This window comes from Serratia sp. NPDC078593, assembly GCF_050268245.1.
In the GTDB taxonomy this organism is placed as follows: Bacteria; Pseudomonadota; Gammaproteobacteria; order Enterobacterales; family Enterobacteriaceae; genus JBNNGK01.
On record NZ_JBNNGK010000019.1, the window covers coordinates 16,639 to 35,189 of the forward strand.

Here is an 18,551-nt window from a genome sequence, read left to right on the forward strand (position 1 = left end):
CATGCAAATCGGGGCGTAATAGGCTACGCCCCGTGACGCCGGCGTTAGAACAAGACGGAATAGTTCAGACCAAAGGTACGGCCGCGGCCTTTATAGCTGTACAGTTCAGATGAACCGTAAGTGGGGCTGTAAAGGATCGGTGCACGTTGTCCCCACACGGTGGTGTAGTTTTTATCCAGCACGTTTTCGACGCTGAAGCTGACTTTACCGACCGGTAATGCGTAGCTGCCCAGGAAGTCGATGGTGTTGTAGCCGTCGAGCTTTCTCCCTTTGGCGTCCGAGACATCGAAGGTCTGCTGCGATTGCATACGCAGGTTCCAGTCGCCCGGTGCCCAAGCGACGTAGGCCGTGGCTTTTGACGGGCTGGCGGTATCAACGGTCAGTTTTTCCCACTTGCCGTCTGCCTTGGTCTGCGACTTGATCAGATTGAAGGTCGCGCCGGTGCTCCATTCGCTGTCGTCAAAGAAGTAATCAACCGCACCTTCTACACCGTAAATACGGCGTTTGTCGGATTCAAGGTTGATGGTCATATCGCTCTTATCGATCACGATGGTTTTGTCTGACAGCGAGTAATAGGCTGCGATTTGGGTACGCAGATTATCGCCGGTATAACGCCAACCCAATTCGTAAGCGTTGACCTTAATACCATCCAGTTTGGAATCGTTCACGTTGACGCTGTTTTGCAACTGGTAATGGCCGTTGACCAATTTATAGTTACCGGAGCCGTAATATTTCGCTAAATCCGGGATCTCGAAGCCTTGCGAGAAGTTAAACCACGCCTGTTGCCGTTCGGTCAGGTGTGCCAACAAACCGGCATTGAACAGCGCGTTGTTATAACTGGTTTTACCACCCGGTACCGCATCGGCGGAATTGGCCAGCCCGTTGGCGATGTTCTGCTGTTGAGCGTAACCGACAAAATCCTCTACCTTGTTTTGGGTGTACTGATAGCGAACGCCGCCGCTCAGGGAGAAGATCGGGTTAATGTCGTAGTTGGCCTGTAAGAACGGAGCCAGGTTGGTGGTGGTATAGCCGGGATAACGGCCAACGTTATAGGCGTTTTCCAACGTCATACCGCCGGACTGCTGCGCTTTGGCCAAATTGAAGAACTGCTGGTTAGCGTTGAAGCTTTCATGTTCGGCGTCAACGCCGTAAGTCAGCGTCAGGCTGTCGATCGGTTTGCTGTTTAGCGTCAGTTTGCCGCCGTAGAAATCGGTTTTCTGCTGCGATGCGCCAATGCTGGCGACGGAGAGTCTGTCCTTACTTAAGGTCGGGAACGGATAGAATGTCAGTGACTCATCACGGTAATACACCTGTGCCACCAAATCCTGTCCCCAGAAATCGGTGTTGGAGTATTGCAGGTTGATCAGATGACGTTCGGTGCCGGGCACCCGATCGGAGTTCAGATCGCCGCTGTTGGATGCCTTACCGGCACCGGTTACCGCCGAGAAGTTCTCGCCGAGGTACAGGCCATGCTTGCCGTCAGACTGGCTCTTGTAATACTGCGTCGTCAGTTGCAACTGCTGGTGCTCGTCGATGTTGATGCTGCCGGTGCCCATCACGTCGAGCCGGTCGGAATATTGCAGACCGGTTTGGGTGTTATCGATCAGCACTTCCTTGCCTTTGCCGTCATACCAGCCGCCATAGCGCTGATAAGACACCGACAGACGGCCCGAGGCGTGATCGGTACCGCCGCTGATCGCCGCCGCCACGTTTTCATCGTGGTCGTTACGGCTGTTGAAGCCGGTTTTACCGCCGATTTGCAGCTCAACCTGTTTCTCTTGGTGGCCTTTTTTGGTGACGATATTGATCAAACCGCCGGTGCTGCCGCCGCCAAACAGTGAGGTCGAACCGGAGATCACTTCAATGTGATCGATGTTAAACGGATCGATGGAATCCAACTGACGGCTGTCGGTGCGCGATGAGTTCTGACGCACGCCGTCAATCATCACCAACATCGATCGGCCACGCATATTCATGCCGTAGTTGGTACGGCCTTGGCTGCTTACGTCCATGCCGGGGATCAGTTGCGCCAGGATCTCTTTGATCTCTTTGCCGCCCTGAACCTGCTGTTCGATCTCTTGGCTCTCGATAACCCACGTGGTTTGCGCCATTTCCGCCACGCTGCGGTGTGCACGGCTGGCTGAGACGATCAGCTGGTCTTCATTTTTTTGTTGTTCTGCCCAAGCCGCAGGGGCAAGCATAGCCAGCAGGCAAGGATTCACTACCCAGAGGTGTTTGCGTTTCATCGTTATTCCCAGTATTTCCCATGGTTGGTATGTGTCAAAAAATCACGTTCAGAATTCTGAGCAATTCAGCATAGACTGCTCTGCGCGGGTTGGCGCAGCGGATTGCTGACTACGCCATTGGATCACCGATGGGGGGACGTTAAATCGAATGGGTCACGTCCTAAGGCTCGGTTAAGGATCCGTGCCGCTCGCCAAGCCATCAGGCTCAGATGGGGTTCGGCGATACCGTGGCTGTGCATACCAGCATTGACGGCAAACAGGCAGGTGTCTGCCGGACCGTCCCAGCCAAGCGCGAAGTCTGGCGTCACACAATGTCGAAGGTTTCTTTACCCTGATCGAGATGAGGGTGGGTCACTAACTGGTATCGGTTGCCCCCATTCAGCGCGGAAAATATTCAAACACAAATCGGCACCGCTTTGCCCTCTTCCCACCACGGTCACCCGTTTGCCTGCCAGTCTCGGGTTGCACGCATCAATGCGTTGAGAAAACATTGTGCAGCCGCATCGGTTTTTGCGGTTGCAAACGGATTGGTCATGGTGCCTAATTCAATTGAGAATGATTCTTATATCAATACTTGTTAACATTATCAATAATAACTAGATACGATTATTCAATAAATCACACATTACTTACTCAGTTTATTAACGGTTACTTTTCCTTTCATGCCTATGTTGCTTCAACCTAAAACTCCCTATAATGAGAATGCGTCTCCTTCAAGCTTACCGTTAGCCTTCTGCGCCGGTTTGTTAGGCATTGGACAAAACGGTTTGCTGGTGGCGGCCTGGGTGATGGCCCTCCTGTTGGGAGGCGTGAGCGTTTGGCTGTAGTGCCAACGTACCATTTTGGATACGCAGGAGAAGTCTTGAGATGTCAGCAGGCTATCGAATTTTTGATCTTACGCTGAAAGAAAAACGACTGATTTCACCGTCGCTGATGCGTTGCGTGTTCAGTGGCGAGCAGGTGAGCCGGATGAAACTGGAAGCGCCGGATCAGCGGATTAAGCTGTTGTTTGCCAGCGACGAGGGGCACCTGCCGCAGTTGAAAAACAGCGACGACTGGTATCGTCAATACATGGCGATCCCCAAACTGCAACGGCCAGTGATGCGTACTTATACCCTGCGGGCGCTGCGCTGCGAGCAGCTTGAGATGGACGTGGAGTTCGTGTTGCACGGGGTGAATGGCCCGGCGTCGCGCTGGGCCTTGCAGTCGCAGCCGGGCGATGTGATTCAGGCGGTAGCGCCCAACGCTGATTTTGCCGGTGACAGTGGCGGTTATGAATGGGCACCGCCCGCGCAGATGCAACAGGCACTGCTGATTGCCGATGAAACCGCCGTGCCAGCGGCGATGGGGATTCTGGAACAGTTAGCACAGCGAGCCGAACCGCCGCGGGTACAGGCTTTTTTTGAAGTGCCGGTGGCGGGTGATTGTCTCAATATGGCGCAGTTCCCGTTTGCCGAGGTATTTTGGCTGCCGCGTGACGTCGGCCAGCAACACTTGCACGGTACCCTGCTGGTGGAAGCGGTACGACAGCGGGTGGCTATTCCGGCATCGGCGCGCACACCGTCACAATCGCTGACGGAAAAGAGTTTGTCGGGGGACGTGCTGTGGGAACGAGCGGAAGGCGCCCGCGGTTTCTATGCCTGGGTAGCGGCAGAATCTTCCACCGTGAAAGCGCTGCGTCGTTATTTGATTGGCGAATGCGAACTGGATCGTTCAGCCGTTAATTTTATGGCTTACTGGTGTTAACCTCCGGGGACGCGGGGGGATGGCGCACCGGCCGCGGTAAGGCGGTGCGATCATCATGGTTGATCCAACGGCGTTACGCCATCACACTGACGTGTGCCGCCACAATACGCCAGCCACACGGCAGTTTGACCCAGGTTTGCATTTGGCGGCCAACACGCTCGCTGCCCTTGCGACGAAATTCGGTGCTGACCACGGCCATGTCATCGCCGTAAGCGGTAATCACGGTGTTATGCAGTTGGCGTTCTAGCCCGATGGCGGCACGTTGCAGGCGAAAGTCACGAATCTGCTCGATACCATACAGGTTTTCGGTTGCGCCGAAGCGTACGGTACGCGCATCGTGCCAAAATAATCTATCCAACTCCTCAATCTCGTTGCCGATCAGCGCGTGTTCGTAGCGAGAAAACGCGGCGCTGACTTCGGCTACCACGGCAGGGCGATCGATCGCTTCATTTTTCATTTTTTTTCTCCGGTGGTTCAGGTAAACAGCAGCGGGCAATGCCGCGTTGTTCCAATGCATAAGCAGCGCGCAATGCCAGATCTTCGCGCCACGGCGGGGCGATCAATTGCAGGCCAATCGGCAGGCCGCGGGTGGTTTGTAGCGGTACGGTGACCACCGGCAAACCAAGGAAGGAAATGGGCTGCGTCAACAGACCCATACTGGCGCGGAGCGGTAAATCGACACCGTTAAGCCGCAGGTTATCTTGCCCGATTGGCGTGGCGCTGCACGGTGTCGCGGGGGCGATCAGAATGTCCCACTGTTCAAACAACGTCAGCGTCTGCTGCTGCATGTGCGCGCGGAAGCGCTGTGCTTGCAGATACCACGCAGCCGGTAGCATGGCTCCGGCTAACAGGCGTTCGCGTGAGTGGGGTTCAAAGCGCTGCGGTGTCTGACGCAGGTAAGGCAGATAGGCATTGCCGCCTTCGGCCGCACTGATGATGAACGCCGCCGAACGCGCCAGCTCTGCCTGCGGCAGCGTTACTTCCTCGCTGGCTTCCAGCGCCTGTGCGGCTTGCTGTACCGCGGCGCTAGCCTCATCATGACACCACTGTTGAAAGTACCCACCGAGTACCGCACAGCGCAGCCCTTGCTGGCCGCGTGGTAGCAGCGATGTGGTTTGGGTGATGGGCTTATCGGCTTGAAAGCGGTCGGTCACATCTGTCCCTTGCATGGCATCATACACCGTTGCTAAATCCGTCACCCGCCGGGCAAACGGGCCGATATGGTCCAGACTGGCAACAAATGGCTGGCTGCCGCTGCGTGAAAGTCGACCGAATGTCGGTTTTAGCCCAAAAATACCGCATAGCGAAGCGGGGACGCGGATCGATCCATTGGTGTCGCTGCCTAATGAGAAATGCACCAACCCGGCCGCGACTGCTGCCGCAGAACCGCCTGAAGATCCGCCCGCGATACGTGTGGGATCGTGTGGGTTACGCGTTGCCCCGTAATGGCTGTTTTCGGTGGTGAAACCATAGGCATAGGCGTCCATATTCACCATGCCGGACAGCAATGCACCTTGTGCCGCTAACCGTTGAATCACCCAGGCATCGTCACGCGCCGCGGCGTTATCACTGAACAAGCTGGCTCCCGCCAGCGTGGTTTCCCCCGCGACGTCAAACAGGTTTTTCACCGCGTAAGGAATCGCCGCCAGACTGGGTAAAGGCTGACCGGCGGCGCGGGCACGATCGAGTCGATCGGCTTCGCTCAACATGCGTTGGCGGGTGATGTGGGTATAGGCGTTCAACTGCGGATTAAGCGCGTCAATCTGCTGTAGCGTTTGCTGAGCGATGTCGCGCGCGGAAAGGGTGCCTTGCCGCAGTGCGCTGTGGATCTGCGCGATCGACCAGTGGCTTAACGGATTCATGCGTGATACACCCCGGCGATCTCCAGGCGTTGATCGAGCGGCAGGGCCATCAGCGGTGCTGCCAATGCGGCAATACGGGTGAGCTGTACTTGCAGTTCCTGACGTCGTGCCTCATCCAGTTCCAGCGCTAACAGCGCCTCCATTTGGTGGATATAGTCTGCCCAGTCGACAGCAAAAGGGTTATTCATCGCGACTCCTCGATAAGTTAAAGCGTAAGGTGGTGAACGCCGCGGCTGCGGCGCTGGTTTAAAAACCCGCGGCGCTGCCATTACTGCGCGGATCAAACGCGCCTTCCAACATGCCATTGGTGTGGCGAACGATCGCACCGGCATGGCCGACCGCCTCGCTGAAATCCGCTAACAGTTCAACCGCATGACCGCGTTGCCGCAGATAGGCGAGGGTCTCCGCGCTGAAACGGCCCTCCAGTTTCAACGCGTCGGAGCTTTCGCCCCAAGTGCGGCCGAGCAGCCAGCGCGGCGCGCTGATCGCCTGTTGTAACGGCATTCCCTGTACCACATGGCGGATAAACACCGCCGCTTGGGTCTGCGGTTGGCCGTCGCCGCCCATGGCGCCATATACCATCGTGCGGCCATCGTACAGCCGGGCGGCAGCCGGGTTGAGGGTATGAAAAGGCTGTTTACCCGGCGCCAGCGCCAGCAAATGCTCGGGATCAAGGCTGAATGACGCCCCCCGGTTTTGCCACAGGACACCGCTGCTGGGCAGTACCACGCCGCTGCCAAATTCGTGATAAATGCTCTGAATGAATGACACCGCTAATCCGCTGCTGTCCATCACGCCCATCCATACGGTATCGCCCGGTCCTTTACCGCTCCCCCAGTCGGCGGCACAGTCGCTGTCGATGCGTTGCGCCAATCGATCGAGATGTGCATCAGCCAGCAGCGCCTGCGGATCCTGCGTCATGTGTTTGGGATCGGTGAGGTAACGATCGCGCAAACCAAACGCCAGTTTGGTGGCCTCGACAATGCTGTGCACCGTGGCACCTTCGCTCTGTTTTGCCAGCGGCAAGCGATCGGTAAGGCCGAGAATCGCCAGTGAAACCAGCCCCTGCGTCGGCGGCGTTAGGTTAAAGAGCTCGCCTTGCTGATGAGCCAATCGCAGTGGCGTTCGGCGGCGCGGTCGGTAATCAGCCAGGTCTTGCGCGGTGATCGGCATGCCTAAGAGCGCCATATCCGCCGCCATACGCTGCGCCAGCGCACCGCGATAAAAACTGTCCAATCCGTCTTCTGCCAAGGTAATTAAGGTATTGGCTAACTGTGGCTGACAGAAGCGCTGACCGCTGCGGGGAATTTCCCCGCGTGGTAAATAGATATGAGCAAAATGTTGATAGTCAGCCAATTCGTGATATTTGCTGCGGGTGGCAGCCTCTTGGGAAGCGGTCACCGGAATGCCATCGGCGGCATAACGAATGGCGTCGGCCAACAGGCGCGGCACCGGCATGGGCTCGCCGCCCAGTTCGGCAGAATAGGCCAAGGCCTCCTGCCAGCCGCCCACCGTCCCGGCGACGGTCAGCGCGGCTTTGGCCCCGCGGTGTGGGATGTGGCGTTCACCGGCGTAAAAATCCAATGTTGCCCGCGTTCCCGCCGCACCGCTGGCATCGATAGCGACCGGATCGCCCTCTGGCGGAACGATCAGCCAAAAGCCATCGCCGCCGAGGCCATTCATGTGCGGATAGACCACGGCGATAGACGCGGCGGCGGCGACCATCGCTTCGATGGCGTTGCCGCCTGCACGTAGCACCGCCAATGCACTTTCGCTGGCGAGGTGATGTGGCGTGACCGCCATACCGAGTGGTGCACTATTGCTGTTTATCATCTGTTGACCCTGTGATGGATGGCATGGGTGAACCAAGCAAGAGTCGTTCCAGATTTATCCGGCTGAAATATGCTAGGCTTCGCTGAAACAAAAGTTACAGCGTGATGAGGGTTGGACCACGATGAAACAGATTGATGAGCGCTTGCGCAGCGAATATCCGCAATTGGCACCGCAGGAGCAGCGCGTGGCAGATTTTATCTTCGATCATTTTGACGATTTGATCAGTTATAACAGCGCCGAGCTTGCAAGGCTGAGCGGCGTATCGAAAGCGACCGTTAGCCGATTATTCAAACGGCTGGGTTATCCCAGCTACCGCGCTATGCGTGATGAGCTGCGCACCCTACGACAAAGTGGAATGCCGCTCACCGATAATCGCGATGCCGTGCAGGGCAACACGCTGCTGGCACGCCATTACAAACAAGAAATGGCCAACCTGACCGCGTGGGTTAACCAGCTTGATGCGCAGCAATTTGCGGAGATCGTCGGTGCGCTCCAAGCGGCCAAACGTGTGGTGCTGATGGGGTGGCGTAACAGCTATCCCGTCGCGATGCACCTACGCCAGCAACTGTTGCAGGTGCGTGACAATGTGCAATTAATCCCGCAGCCGGGGCAAACGCTGGCAGAAGAGCTGGCGGATTTATGCGAGCACGATGTGGCGATTGTGGTGGCGTTTCGTCGTCGGCCACGCCAACTGCGGGCGGTGTTGACGCAGTTGCAGATCCAACGGGTAGCGACCGTATTGGTCTGCGAACCGCAGGCGCAGGCGTTGCTGCCGTTGGCTAACTGGCATTTGGCAACGCCGTTGGACAGCGTATCCGCCTTTGATAACTATGCCAGTGCCATGAGTTTGGCAAACCTGTTGAGCAACGCGTTGTTGCATAACATGCTGGCGCAAGGCCGCCAGCGAATTCATCAGATTGCTGAGCTGTACGCCGATTTGGATGAGCTGGAACAACGTTGATTTATCACCTTCTTTTCTCCCCCGATGAGGGCGTAGCATGCTGCGCCCAGTGACCGATCTCCTCGCTCGCTCATCTTGCCTTGAACGGCTTCGCTGCCAACGCATCACCTAGCCTATCCGCAGCGCTATTTTGGTGCTTTCGCACAATGGTGGTGCGTTTTTTTCTCTGGCAACAATCTTGTTTCTGGCCATAAATCGGTGGTTAATGTGGCGATATTACCTATGGTGGCTGGTGGTTTTTAGCAATTTTCTCGTGGGCTCTGACTTGGCACATTGGTTGCAGTGATTAAATTAAAGAATCTTTTGTTTCATCATTTCACCATCGGGGATAGGCTATGAGCATCAAAAGAATTTGGGTCACCGCACTGGGCGCCATCATTTTGCTGGCGCAGACGAGCGCCGTACAGGCGGATCAACTGCAAGATATACAGCAGCGGGGCGTACTGCGGGTCGCCGTGCCACAAGATTTTCCGCCGTTTGGTTCGGTTGGCACCGATTTGCAACCGCAGGGTTATGACATCGATATGGCGCAGTATCTGGCTGATAAGATGAAACTTAAGTTGCAATTGGTGCCGGTAACCAGCGCCAATCGGGTGCCGTATTTGCAAACCAATAAGGTCGATCTGGTGATCTCCAGCCTGGGTAAAAACCCCGAGCGTGAAAAAGCCATCGCTTTCAGCCGCGCCTATGCGCCGTTCTTCTTAGGGGTGTTTGGCGCGAAAGACGCACAACTGCCAGATACCGCCGCGTTAGACGGTAAAACTATCGGTGTGACGCGCGGAGCCGTCGAAGACATGGTGCTGAGTGATTCTGCGCCGGCGGGGGCACAAATCAAACGTTATGAAGATAACAACACTACGCTGTCGGCCTATTTATCCGGGCAAGTGCAGTTCGTCGCTACCGGCAATCTGGTGGTGAGTGCCATCGCTCGCCAGAATCCAACCAATGCGCCGGTAGCCCAATTTATGCTGAAAGATTCGCCGTGCTACGTCGGCTTACGCTTGGGTGAACCCGCGCTGAAAGCCAAGGTGGATGAACTGATCGAACAGGCATGGCACGACCAGACGCTAAATGCGCTGTCGGAAAAGTGGCTTAAGGCACCGTTGCCCGCCAACTTTGACGCATAACGGGAGTGGCCGATGATCTATCAGCTGAACTTTCCCGCCCTGTGGCCGTTTCTGCCCGAACTGTTAGCGGGGCTCTGGACCACCATTGAGTTGACGACGCTGACGACGTTGATGGGAGTAGCGTTGGGCATCGTCGGCGCGGCGATTCGCACCGGCCAGCCGTGTTTGTTGAGCCGGGTATGGGGCGCGTATGTCGAATTGGTGCGCAATACGCCGTTCGTGGTGCAGCTGTTCTTCATCGTGTTTGGTCTGCCGAGCCTGGGCTGGACATTAACCGCTGGACAGGCGGCGTTGCTGGCGATGGTGATCAATTTGGCGGCGTACAGCACGGAGATCATCCGTGCCGGTATTCAGGTCACGCCGAAAGGCCAGTGGGAAGCGGGGCGGGTATTGGGGTTCACCCGTAGCCAGACTTTTCTGCGCATTGTGCTGCCGCCGTCGTTGCAACGGATTTATCCGGCGCTGGTCAGCCAGTGCATTATCGTGATGCTGGGCTCGTCGGTGGTATCGCAGGTAGCGTTCGAAGAACTGACCTTCGCCGCTAATCTGATTCAGTCGCGTACCTTCCTCAGTTTTGAAGTCTATTTGGTGACGACGCTGTGTTATCTGCTGTTGTCGGTATTGATGCGGCAGTTGCTGCTGGCTGCCGGACGGTGCTTTCTCGGGAGCCAAGGCTGATGATGACCTTCACCGATTGGGACATTGTGCGCAATTTGCTACTGGCGGCACGTTGGACACTGCTGTTGTCACTGACCGCATTTTTGGGTGGCACGCTGGTCACACTGCCGTTACTGCTATTACGGCTGAGTCAACGCCGCTGGGCGACGCGCATGGTGCGCGCTTATGCCGAACTGTTTCAGGGCACACCGCTGCTGATGCAACTGTTTTTGGCGTTCTTCGGTTTGGCGCTGTTGGGCATTGACGTCAGCCCATGGAGTGCGGCGGCGCTGGCGTTAACCCTGTTTACCAGCGCTTTTCTGGTGGACATTTGGTCGGGCAGTATCGCGGCGTTGCCAAAAGGCCAGTGGGAGGCGGCACGATGCCTCGGGCTGGGTTTCGGCCAGACGATGTTACGGGTGATTGTGCCGCAGGCGGTACGCATCGCCATTGCGCCCACCGTAGGGTTTTCGGTACAGGTGATTAAAGGCACCGCGCTGGCCTCGATCATTGGTTTCGTCGAACTGACCAAAGCGGGCACCATGCTGAATAACGTCACCTATCAACCGTTTAAGGTCTTTGGTCTGGTTGCGTTGGGCTACTTCCTGATGTGTTATCCGCTGTCGCGTTACAGCCATTATCTGGAGAAAAAATTCCATGCCGCTGATCACCATTAATCAGGTTCAAAAATATTACGGTCAGAATCATGTGCTGAAAGGCGTGGATTTGGACATCGATATGGGCGAGGTCATTTCGATCATTGGCCGCAGCGGCTCGGGCAAAAGCACCCTGCTGCGCTGCATCAACGGGCTGGAAGGCTATCAAGATGGCAGCATCAAACTCGGCGGTATGACTATCACCGATCGTGATTCGCAGGCGCGTGAAATCAGCCGCTCGATCGGCATGGTATTCCAAAGTTTCAATCTGTTCCCGCATATGACCGCGCTGGAAAACGTCATGCTGGCACCGCGCCGCGTATTGAAGAAAAGCCCGGCCGCGTGCCGCACGCTGGCGGAAGAGATGCTGAACAAGGTTGGGTTAGCGGAACGTATGCACTATGCACCGGCTAGCCTGTCCGGTGGGCAACAACAGCGGGTGGCGATCGCCCGTGCCTTGGCGATGCAACCCAAGGTACTGCTGTGCGATGAAATCACCTCGGCGCTCGATCCTGAATTGGTGGGGGAGGTGCTGAAAGTGCTGGAGCAGTTAGCCAAAGAGGGCATGACGCTCATCTTGGTGACACACGAGATGAACTTCGCCCGTGAGGTGGGCGATCGGGTGGTGTTCATGCATCAAGGCACCGTCTGGGAGCAGGGGGACAGCCGAACGCTGTTCGCCAACCCGCAAACCCAAGAATTAAAACAGTTTATTGCATCCGTTCGTGGTCTATCTGAAGCCTGAACGCGCGGTGTTAGCATAATAACTTATTAAGTTGGCAAGGGATTAACATGACAGAACTCACTCACTTCAAACAAATCAATCCCCCGCATCGTCTGCTGATGGGGCCGGGGCCGATCAACGCCGACCCGCGGGTGTTGCGGGCCATGTCGAGCCAGTTGATTGGTCAGTACGATCCGGCGATGACCGATTATATGAATCAGGTGATGGTGCTATACCGCGCTTTATTCCGCACGGAAAACCGTTGGACTCTGCTGGTGGATGGCACTTCACGCGCCGGTATTGAGGCGGTACTGGTTTCGGCGATTCGTCCCGGGGATAAAGTGCTGGTGCCGGTGTTTGGCCGCTTCGGTCATTTACTGTGTGAAATTGCCCGCCGCTGCCATGCAGAGGTGCACACCATCGAAGCGCCGTGGGGAGAGGTGTTTAGCGCTGACCAGATTGAAGACGCGATCAAAAAAGTGCGGCCGCGCTTGTTGTTGACGGTGCAGGGCGACACCTCGACCACCATGTTGCAACCGCTGGCGGAGTTGGGCGAAATCTGTCGCCGTCATGGCGTGCTGTTTTATACCGATGCCACCGCCTCGTTTGCGGGTAACCCGTTGGAAACCGATGCCTGGGGGCTGGATGCGGTTTCTGCCGGATTGCAAAAGTGCCTGGGTGGCCCATCCGGCAGCGCACCCGTGACGCTAAGCCCGCAGTTTGCTGAGCTTATTCGCCGTCGACAATGCGTCGAACAAGGTATTCGTACCGCGGAACATGCCGACGGTGAGGATGAGACGATCGCGTCCAACTATTTCGATCTCGGCATGATCATGGACTACTGGGGGCCAGAGCGGCTGAACCACCATACTGAAGCGACCAGTATGTTGTTTGCCGCCCGCGAATGTGCACGGGTGATCTTGGAAGAGGGGCTAGATAACACCATTGCCCGCCATCGTCTGCACGGTGCGGCAATGTTGGCGGGGATTCAGGGCATGGGCCTACAGGCATTTGGCGATCTCGACAACCGCATGAGCAACGTGTTGGGGGTGGAGATCCCCACGGGCGTACAGGGGGAGCAGGTGCGCCAAATGATGCTGAATGATTTCGCCATCGAAATTGGCACCTCGTTTGGCCCGTTACAGGGCAAGATTTGGCGCATTGGCACCATGGGCTATAACGCGCGTAAAGATTGCGTGCTGCAAACGCTAGCCGCCCTGGAAGCGGTGCTCAATCGTCTGGGGTTTGCCAGCAAACAGGGCGAGGCGTTACAGGCGGCCTGGAACGTTTACGATCGCGGGAGTTGCTGATGACGCCGCGCTTGACCGCCGCAGCGGCGGAACAGGCAGCGGCGCGGGTGATGGCGCGCAGCGATGCGCTGGCGGCTATCAGCGCAACGCCCGGCCAACTGACGCGCGTTTATCTCTCCCCCGAACACCTGCGTGCAAACCAGATGGTGGGGGAGTGGATGCGCAGCATCGGTATGCAAGTCTGGCAAGACAGCGTCGGTAATATCTGCGGCCGTTACGAGGGGCTAACTCCCGGTGCGCCGGCGCTACTGCTGGGCTCGCATCTGGATACGGTGCGTAACGCGGGGCGATACGATGGCATGCTCGGCGTGCTGACGGCGTTAGAGGTAATCGCACATTTACATGCGCAACAGCGTCGTCTGCCGGTGGCGTTGGAGGTGATTGGTTTTGCCGATGAAGAAGGCACACGATTTGGCATCGCGCTACTGGGCAGCAAAGGGATCACCGGTCAGTGGCCAGCCGATTGGCTAACGCGCACCGATGCTGATGGCATCAGCGTGGCGCAGGCATTGCGTGATGCGGGGCTGAATCCGCAGACAATCGGCGAAGCACAGCGTGCGCCGCAGGATTTTTGCGGTTATCTGGAACTGCATATTGAACAGGGACCGTGTCTGGAAGCGGCGGATATGGCGCTTGGCGTGGTAACGGCGATCAACGGTGCGCGTCGGTTGAACTGCTTGTTTAGCGGAGAAGCCGGACATGCGGGCACCGTGCCGATGGCACAGCGTAAAGATGCGCTGGCGGCGGCGGCAGAGTGGATGGTCGCGGTTGAACACCTTACCCGTGACAGCGGCCCGCATTTGGTGGCGACGGTGGGGCAAATCGCGAGTCTGCCGGGGGCGGTGAATGTGATCCCCGGACAAGTGCGGCTATCGCTGGATGTGCGTGGCCCGCAGGATGGCCCGTTGGCGGTACTGTTAGCGCAGTTATTGCAGCAGGCAGAGAGGATCTCGGCACGTCGTGGGGTGCAATTTACGCATGAAGAGTTCTACCGCATTAACGCCACCGCCTGCGATAGCGATCTTCAGCGCCATTGGTATGACGCGGTGATGCAGGTGCAGGGGCGTAGTCTGGCGTTGCCGAGCGGAGCCGGACATGACGCGATTGCCGTTGCCGCCCATTGGCCGGTGGGGATGCTGTTTGTCCGCTGCGCGCGCGGTATTAGCCATCATCCTGATGAATCCGTTATGTCCTCGGATGTGGCGCTGGCCATTCAAGCCTATAGCCACGCGGTACAACGTATTGGAGAAACGCGATGAACTTGCAGCGATTTAACCGTCTGCCTGCCGCCGAGGCGGCAGAATGGCTGCGTCCCTGCGCGGATATTAACGCATGGATTCATGCGTTGGTGGCCGCACGGCCTTTTCGCGATCGCGACAGCTTACTGCGGGCGGCCGAACAGGCCGCGCAGGTTTGGCAGGCGGAAGATATCGAGCGGGCACTGGCGCAACATCCGCGTATTGGCGAACGCGCCTCAGGGCAGGGGCGTGAGGCGCAGTTTTCGGCGGATGAACAATCCGCCGTGAATGCTGACGATGATGCGTTGGCGCAGGCCTTGCGGGAGGGTAACCGGCGTTACGAAAGCCAATTTGGCAACGTATTTCTGATCTGCGCCGCCGGCCGTGACGGGCATACCATTTTGCAGGCGTTGGAACGTCGGTTGCGTAACACTCCGCAGCAGGAACAGCGTGAAACCGCAGAGCAGTTGCGGGAGATCGCGTTGTTACGATTACAGGAGCGATTAAGCGATGAGTCAGATTAGTACCCATATTCTTGATACGTCCGTTGGCAAACCGGCTGCACAGGTACGCGTGTGGCTGGAGTCAGAGCAGCATCAACAATGGCAGACACTGGCACACAGCCAGACCGATGCCGATGGCCGAGCGCACGATCTGGTGCCGGGCGGATTGACGGCGGGGCATTATCGCCTGTGTGCCGATTTGGGCGCTTACTTTGCTGCCGACGGGCGAGACACCTTGTATGCGACGGCGATCGTTGATTTTGTCATCCGCGATGCGACGCAGCATTACCATTTGCCGCTGCTGGTGGCACCGTACGCCTATTCAACCTATCGGGGCAGTTAACACCGCGCCAATCCACTGAGACGAGGAATGTATGACGCTACCGCACCATCGGGACGCGGCTTCGTGCCGCCCGGAAGATGAGCAATTGCCGCTGGGGAAAACATTCGCCTACGGTTTACAGCATATTCTGACCATGTACGGTGGGATTATTGCGCCACCGTTGATCATTGGTTCAGCGGCCGGGTTGAGTGCGCCGCAGATTGGCATGTTGGTGACCGCAGCGCTGTTCGTCAGCGGGTTGGCGACGCTGTTACAAACCTTAGGACTGCCGCTGTTCGGCTCACGTTTGCCACTGGTGCAGGGCGTCTCTTTTGCTGGGGTGGCGACGATGGTGACGATTGTCAGCGGTGACGGCGGCTTACCGGCGGTGTTTGGCGCGGTTATCGCCGCTTCGCTGATCGGCCTGCTGATTGCGCCTTTTTTCTCACACATTATTCGCTATTTCCCGCCGGTGGTGACGGGCACGGTGGTGACGGTGATTGGCTTGTCGCTGATGCCGGTGGCGGTACGCTGGGCGATGGGCGGCAACGCCCACGCGGCGGATTGGGGCTCGACGGGTAATATCGGTCTGGCGGCGTTTACCTTAGCGGTGATCCTGTTACTCAATAAAGTGGGAACGCCAGCGTTAAAGCGCCTTTCGGTGCTATTGGCGATGCTAATTGGCTGCATCGTCGCTGCTGCGCAGGGGAAAGTGGATTTTTCTGCGGTTGGTGATGGCGCTTGGGTGGCACTGCCGCAGCCGTTGATGTTTGGCTGGCCGACCTTCGAATTGAGCGCGATACTTTCCATGCTGCTGATTGTGCTGGTGTTACTGACCGAAACGACCGCCGGGCTGATTGCGGTGGGTGAGATCGTCGGTTCGCCGGTGGGGCCGCGACGTATTGCCAACGGATTACGCGCCGATATGCTGTCCAGCGCGCTGTCGCCGCTGTTTAATTCATTCCCGCAGAGTTCGTTTGCGCAAAATATCGGGCTGGTGGCGATCACCGGCGTGAAGAGCCGTTTTGTCGTTAGCGCAGGCGGCGCGTTATTGGTGATGTTAGGGCTATTGCCGGTGTTAGGCACGGTCGTCGCCTGTATCCCGCTGCCGGTATTGGGCGGCGCAGGCGTGGTGCTGTTTGGTTCGGTGGCGGCAAGTGGCATTCGGACCTTAGCCAAGGTCGAATACAAAGACAATATGAATCTGGTGGTGGTGGCGACGGCGATTGCCTTTGGCATGATCCCGATCGTCATGCCCACCTTCTACGATCAATTCCCTGGCTGGGTACGAACGCTGTTACATTCCGGCATAAGCGCATCGTGTTTGGCGGCGCTGCTGCTAAACCGGTTGTTCAACCGGATTGAAACCACAGAGCTCGCCCAGACCAAGGAGGAGGTATCCTGAATCGGATGGGGCACGGGCGTCGCGCATAACCGGTTAATCGTGACACTGGAAGCGATCGGCGTCGCGCCAGGCCGGGAAGGCAGCACGATAGTGTTGCAGATCGTCTCGCGACAGCGCGGCGTCCAATTGCGCGGCGGTATGCGGTGCGGCATCGGCCAGCGGTTCCCCCTGTGGGCTGAGGATCAGGCTGTCACCGCTGTAACAGATGCCGTTGCCATCCTCGCCCACCCGGTTGCAACCTGCCACGTAGGCCTGATTCTCTATCGCTCTTGCCGCCAACAACGTTTGCCAGTGTTGGCGGCGCGCAGCCGGCCAATTGGCGACGTACAACGCGAGATCATAATCTTGTTGATTGCGCGACCAGACGGGAAAACGCAGGTCGTAACAGATTTGCGGCAAAATACGCCAACCGCGCCATTCAATAATCTCGCGTCGGTCCCCCGCCTGATAATGCAAATGTTCCCCGGCCATGCGGAACAGATGGCGTTTGTCATAACCGTGTACGCGCCCACCAGGCTCGACCATCAAAAAGCGGTTCACCGCGCCGTTGGCCGTTCGTATAGCGACGCTGCCGCCGATCAGCGCGTTAGTTTTTGCCGCCCAGCCGCGCAACCAATCGATCACGCGTTGTTCCGACAGCGCACTTTTACTGGCTTCCATCGCAAAGCCGGTGGTGAACATTTCTGGCAGGGCAATCACATCGCGGCCGGTTAGCGCGGCCAGACATTGATCAAAATGCCGCAGATTGGCTTCGCCATCGCACCAGACCAGCGGTTGTTGCAACAGGGTAAGATTTAAAGTCGACATAATCGCTCCGCGGCGCTATCCAGCGTGGCATCTTGTTTGGCAAAGCACAGCCGGATTAATTGATGAGGAAAAGGATCGGCGCAGAACACCGACAGCGGGATCGCCGCCACGCCGACGTGTTCGGTTAACCAGTGGCAGAACGCCACATCATCGAGATCGGAAACGGCACGGTAATCGGCCAGTAAAAAATAGGTGCCTTCACACGGTAAAATCTTTAGTCGGCTCTGGCTTAACGCTTGCACAAAGCGGTCACGCTTGGCGCGATAAAACGCCGGTAACTGCTGCCAATGTTGCGGTTGGTCACGCAACATATCCGCCAGCGCCAACTGCGCCGGGGTGTTGACCGCGAAGGTCAGATATTGGTGCACCTTGCGGAGTTCGGCGCTCAGTGCTGGCGGGGCGACGCAGTAGCCCACTTTCCACCCGGTCATGTGGAAGGTTTTACCAAATGAGGAGACGGCCATCGCCCGCTGGCGCAGTTGTGGATGTGCCAATACGCTGGCATGGCCGTCTGCGGCAAAACAGATGTGCTCATACACTTCATCACTGAGCAGGTAGATTTCGTGTTCGGCAATCGCCAGCCACAGTTGCTGCCAGTCCTCGGTGTGCCAGACGCTGGCGGAAGGATTGTGCGGCGTATTGACGATCACCAGCCGGGTGCGCGGGGAAAGCAGCTCGCTAAATTGTTGCCAGTCAATGGTGAACGCCGGAGGCTGCAATGTAATACGCTTCAGTACACCGCCGCAGAGTTGCACCGCCGGCGCGTAACTGTCATAGCTCGGATCGAAACAAATGACTTCGTCGCCCGGTCGTACCAGCGCGCTAATGGCGGCGAACAGCGCCTCCGTTGCTCCCGCCGTCACCGTGACTTCATGATCGGCATCCGGCCGCCAGCCATAGCGTTGGGCGGTTTTATCGGCGATCGCCTCACGCAGCGGTGCAACACCTGTCATCGGGGCATATTGGTTGGCTCCTTGGCTAACGTGCCATGCCAGGCGTTGTTTGAGATAGTCTGGCCCATCGAAATCCGGGAAGCCTTGCGACAGATTAATCGCCTGATGCTGTGACGCCAGCGCACTCATTTGGCTAAAAATAGTGGTGCCGAGGGCGGGGAGTTTACTGTCGGGAATCGGTGCTGAAAGTGTCATGGCGGT

18 protein-coding genes and 2 pseudogenes are annotated in these 18,551 nt (G+C 57.4%); 12 read left to right on the forward strand and 8 right to left on the reverse strand.

What is annotated here, in order from left to right; translation table 11 throughout:
* Positions 1-44: 44 nt before the first annotated feature.
* Together ACQKDS_RS17315 and ACQKDS_RS17320 are read right to left on the reverse strand one after the other, a co-directional pair.
* Entirely contained in the window at positions 45-2,246 is a 2,202-nt protein-coding gene (locus ACQKDS_RS17315) for a TonB-dependent siderophore receptor (RefSeq protein ID WP_399671645.1), read from the reverse strand.
* 48 nt (positions 2,247-2,294) lie between these two features.
* Positions 2,295-2,619 (reverse strand): annotated as a pseudogene (locus ACQKDS_RS17320) (lysine 6-monooxygenase); the annotation flags it as partial.
* A gap of 295 nt (positions 2,620-2,914) precedes the next feature.
* Here ACQKDS_RS17320 and ACQKDS_RS17325 point away from each other — a divergent pair.
* Both ACQKDS_RS17325 and ACQKDS_RS17330 read left to right on the forward strand, forming a co-directional pair.
* Positions 2,915-3,067 (forward strand): annotated as a pseudogene (locus tag ACQKDS_RS17325) (MFS transporter); the annotation flags it as partial.
* Between the two features lie 46 nt (positions 3,068-3,113).
* Positions 3,114-3,992 carry a siderophore-interacting protein gene (locus tag ACQKDS_RS17330; protein WP_399671648.1) on the forward strand — a complete coding sequence of 293 codons (879 nt, stop codon included), beginning with the start codon at positions 3,114-3,116 and terminating at the stop codon, positions 3,990-3,992.
* A 73-nt stretch (positions 3,993-4,065) separates the two neighbouring features.
* Here the strand turns inward: ACQKDS_RS17330 and hpxZ are convergent, their stop codons facing one another.
* Genes hpxZ through ACQKDS_RS17350 form a run of 4 tightly spaced genes read right to left on the reverse strand, consistent with a single transcriptional unit; the run spans position 4,066 to position 7,687 of the window.
* Complete coding sequence (gene hpxZ / locus ACQKDS_RS17335; protein WP_399671651.1) at positions 4,066-4,449, reverse strand: oxalurate catabolism protein HpxZ; 384 nt, start codon at positions 4,447-4,449, stop codon at positions 4,066-4,068.
* On the reverse strand, positions 4,439-5,854 hold the full coding sequence (locus ACQKDS_RS17340) for an AtzE family amidohydrolase (RefSeq protein ID WP_399671654.1): 1,416 nt from the start codon (positions 5,852-5,854) through the stop codon (positions 4,439-4,441). The genes hpxZ and ACQKDS_RS17340 overlap by 11 nt, the downstream gene beginning before the upstream one ends.
* Positions 5,851-6,042: an oxalurate catabolism protein HpxX gene (hpxX, locus tag ACQKDS_RS17345; RefSeq protein WP_399671657.1), complete on the reverse strand. Its 192-nt coding sequence runs from the start codon at positions 6,040-6,042 to the stop codon at positions 5,851-5,853. Before hpxX ends, ACQKDS_RS17340 begins: the two co-directional genes overlap by 4 nt.
* A 58-nt stretch (positions 6,043-6,100) precedes the next feature.
* Positions 6,101-7,687: a gamma-glutamyltransferase family protein gene (locus ACQKDS_RS17350; RefSeq protein WP_399671660.1), complete on the reverse strand. Its 1,587-nt coding sequence runs from the start codon at positions 7,685-7,687 to the stop codon at positions 6,101-6,103.
* 121 nt (positions 7,688-7,808) lie between these two features.
* On the opposite strand from ACQKDS_RS17350, the gene ACQKDS_RS17355 reads away from it, so the two are divergent.
* The 10 genes from ACQKDS_RS17355 (at position 7,809) to ACQKDS_RS17400 (ending at position 16,590) form a co-directional block, all read left to right on the forward strand.
* On the forward strand, positions 7,809-8,648 hold the full coding sequence (locus ACQKDS_RS17355) for a MurR/RpiR family transcriptional regulator (RefSeq protein ID WP_399671663.1): 840 nt from the start codon (positions 7,809-7,811) through the stop codon (positions 8,646-8,648).
* A gap of 335 nt (positions 8,649-8,983) precedes the next feature.
* The gene (locus ACQKDS_RS17360; RefSeq protein WP_399671665.1) at positions 8,984-9,775 is read left to right on the forward strand and encodes a transporter substrate-binding domain-containing protein; all 792 of its coding nucleotides are present in this window, start codon (positions 8,984-8,986) and stop codon (positions 9,773-9,775) included.
* A gap of 12 nt (positions 9,776-9,787) precedes the next feature.
* On the forward strand, positions 9,788-10,453 hold the full coding sequence (locus ACQKDS_RS17365; RefSeq protein ID WP_399671668.1) for an amino acid ABC transporter permease: 666 nt from the start codon (positions 9,788-9,790) through the stop codon (positions 10,451-10,453).
* A gap of 2 nt (positions 10,454-10,455) precedes the next feature.
* A complete protein-coding gene (locus tag ACQKDS_RS17370) occupies positions 10,456-11,109 on the forward strand; it encodes an amino acid ABC transporter permease (RefSeq protein WP_399671999.1) in 654 nt (217 codons plus the stop codon).
* Positions 11,090-11,833 (forward strand): amino acid ABC transporter ATP-binding protein, encoded by a 744-nt coding sequence (locus ACQKDS_RS17375; RefSeq protein WP_399671671.1) that lies wholly within the window; start codon positions 11,090-11,092, stop codon positions 11,831-11,833. Before ACQKDS_RS17370 ends, ACQKDS_RS17375 begins: the two co-directional genes overlap by 20 nt.
* A 47-nt stretch (positions 11,834-11,880) precedes the next feature.
* Entirely contained in the window at positions 11,881-13,122 is a 1,242-nt protein-coding gene (locus ACQKDS_RS17380; protein ID WP_399671674.1) for a pyridoxal-phosphate-dependent aminotransferase family protein, read from the forward strand.
* Positions 13,122-14,381, forward strand: a complete 1,260-nt coding sequence (gene hpxK / locus ACQKDS_RS17385) for an allantoate amidohydrolase (RefSeq protein WP_399671677.1) — start codon at positions 13,122-13,124, stop codon at positions 14,379-14,381. The genes ACQKDS_RS17380 and hpxK overlap by 1 nt, the downstream gene beginning before the upstream one ends.
* On the forward strand, positions 14,378-14,884 hold the full coding sequence (gene uraD / locus ACQKDS_RS17390) for a 2-oxo-4-hydroxy-4-carboxy-5-ureidoimidazoline decarboxylase (RefSeq protein WP_399671680.1): 507 nt from the start codon (positions 14,378-14,380) through the stop codon (positions 14,882-14,884). The genes hpxK and uraD overlap by 4 nt, the downstream gene beginning before the upstream one ends.
* Positions 14,871-15,206 (forward strand): hydroxyisourate hydrolase, encoded by a 336-nt coding sequence (uraH, locus tag ACQKDS_RS17395; RefSeq protein WP_399671683.1) that lies wholly within the window; start codon positions 14,871-14,873, stop codon positions 15,204-15,206. Before uraD ends, uraH begins: the two co-directional genes overlap by 14 nt.
* A 31-nt stretch (positions 15,207-15,237) precedes the next feature.
* A complete protein-coding gene (locus ACQKDS_RS17400; RefSeq protein ID WP_399671686.1) occupies positions 15,238-16,590 on the forward strand; it encodes a nucleobase:cation symporter-2 family protein in 1,353 nt (450 codons plus the stop codon).
* A gap of 33 nt (positions 16,591-16,623) precedes the next feature.
* Here ACQKDS_RS17400 and ACQKDS_RS17405 read toward each other — a convergent pair whose 3' ends face one another.
* Together ACQKDS_RS17405 and ACQKDS_RS17410 are read right to left on the reverse strand one after the other, a co-directional pair.
* Positions 16,624-17,397: an amidohydrolase gene (locus ACQKDS_RS17405; protein WP_399671689.1), complete on the reverse strand. Its 774-nt coding sequence runs from the start codon at positions 17,395-17,397 to the stop codon at positions 16,624-16,626.
* Entirely contained in the window at positions 17,385-18,545 is a 1,161-nt protein-coding gene (locus ACQKDS_RS17410; RefSeq protein WP_399671692.1) for a pyridoxal phosphate-dependent aminotransferase, read from the reverse strand. The genes ACQKDS_RS17405 and ACQKDS_RS17410 overlap by 13 nt, the downstream gene beginning before the upstream one ends.
* Positions 18,546-18,551: the final 6 nt, after the last annotated feature.

Excerpts from the sequence above, each read along its gene's own strand:
- ACQKDS_RS17375 (WP_399671671.1), top strand. The coding sequence starts at position 11,090 with ATGCCGCTGATCACCATTAATCAGGTTCAAAAATATTACGGTCAGAAT.
- ACQKDS_RS17405 (WP_399671689.1), bottom strand. The coding sequence starts at position 17,397 with ATGTCGACTTTAAATCTTACCCTGTTGCAACAACCGCTGGTCTGGTGC.
- hpxK (WP_399671677.1), top strand. The coding sequence starts at position 13,122 with ATGACGCCGCGCTTGACCGCCGCAGCGGCGGAACAGGCAGCGGCGCGG.
- ACQKDS_RS17410 (WP_399671692.1), bottom strand. The coding sequence starts at position 18,545 with ATGACACTTTCAGCACCGATTCCCGACAGTAAACTCCCCGCCCTCGGC.
- hpxZ (WP_399671651.1), bottom strand. The coding sequence starts at position 4,449 with ATGAAAAATGAAGCGATCGATCGCCCTGCCGTGGTAGCCGAAGTCAGC.
- ACQKDS_RS17350 (WP_399671660.1), bottom strand. The coding sequence starts at position 7,687 with ATGATAAACAGCAATAGTGCACCACTCGGTATGGCGGTCACGCCACAT.
- ACQKDS_RS17330 (WP_399671648.1), top strand. The coding sequence starts at position 3,114 with ATGTCAGCAGGCTATCGAATTTTTGATCTTACGCTGAAAGAAAAACGA.
- ACQKDS_RS17315 (WP_399671645.1), bottom strand. The coding sequence starts at position 2,246 with ATGAAACGCAAACACCTCTGGGTAGTGAATCCTTGCCTGCTGGCTATG.
- ACQKDS_RS17400 (WP_399671686.1), top strand. The coding sequence starts at position 15,238 with ATGACGCTACCGCACCATCGGGACGCGGCTTCGTGCCGCCCGGAAGAT.
- ACQKDS_RS17365 (WP_399671668.1), top strand. The coding sequence starts at position 9,788 with ATGATCTATCAGCTGAACTTTCCCGCCCTGTGGCCGTTTCTGCCCGAA.
- uraH (WP_399671683.1), top strand. The coding sequence starts at position 14,871 with ATGAGTCAGATTAGTACCCATATTCTTGATACGTCCGTTGGCAAACCG.
- ACQKDS_RS17355 (WP_399671663.1), top strand. The coding sequence starts at position 7,809 with ATGAAACAGATTGATGAGCGCTTGCGCAGCGAATATCCGCAATTGGCA.
- ACQKDS_RS17360 (WP_399671665.1), top strand. The coding sequence starts at position 8,984 with ATGAGCATCAAAAGAATTTGGGTCACCGCACTGGGCGCCATCATTTTG.
- ACQKDS_RS17370 (WP_399671999.1), top strand. The coding sequence starts at position 10,456 with ATGACCTTCACCGATTGGGACATTGTGCGCAATTTGCTACTGGCGGCA.
- ACQKDS_RS17340 (WP_399671654.1), bottom strand. The coding sequence starts at position 5,854 with ATGAATCCGTTAAGCCACTGGTCGATCGCGCAGATCCACAGCGCACTG.
- ACQKDS_RS17380 (WP_399671674.1), top strand. The coding sequence starts at position 11,881 with ATGACAGAACTCACTCACTTCAAACAAATCAATCCCCCGCATCGTCTG.
- uraD (WP_399671680.1), top strand. The coding sequence starts at position 14,378 with ATGAACTTGCAGCGATTTAACCGTCTGCCTGCCGCCGAGGCGGCAGAA.
- hpxX (WP_399671657.1), bottom strand. The coding sequence starts at position 6,042 with ATGAATAACCCTTTTGCTGTCGACTGGGCAGACTATATCCACCAAATG.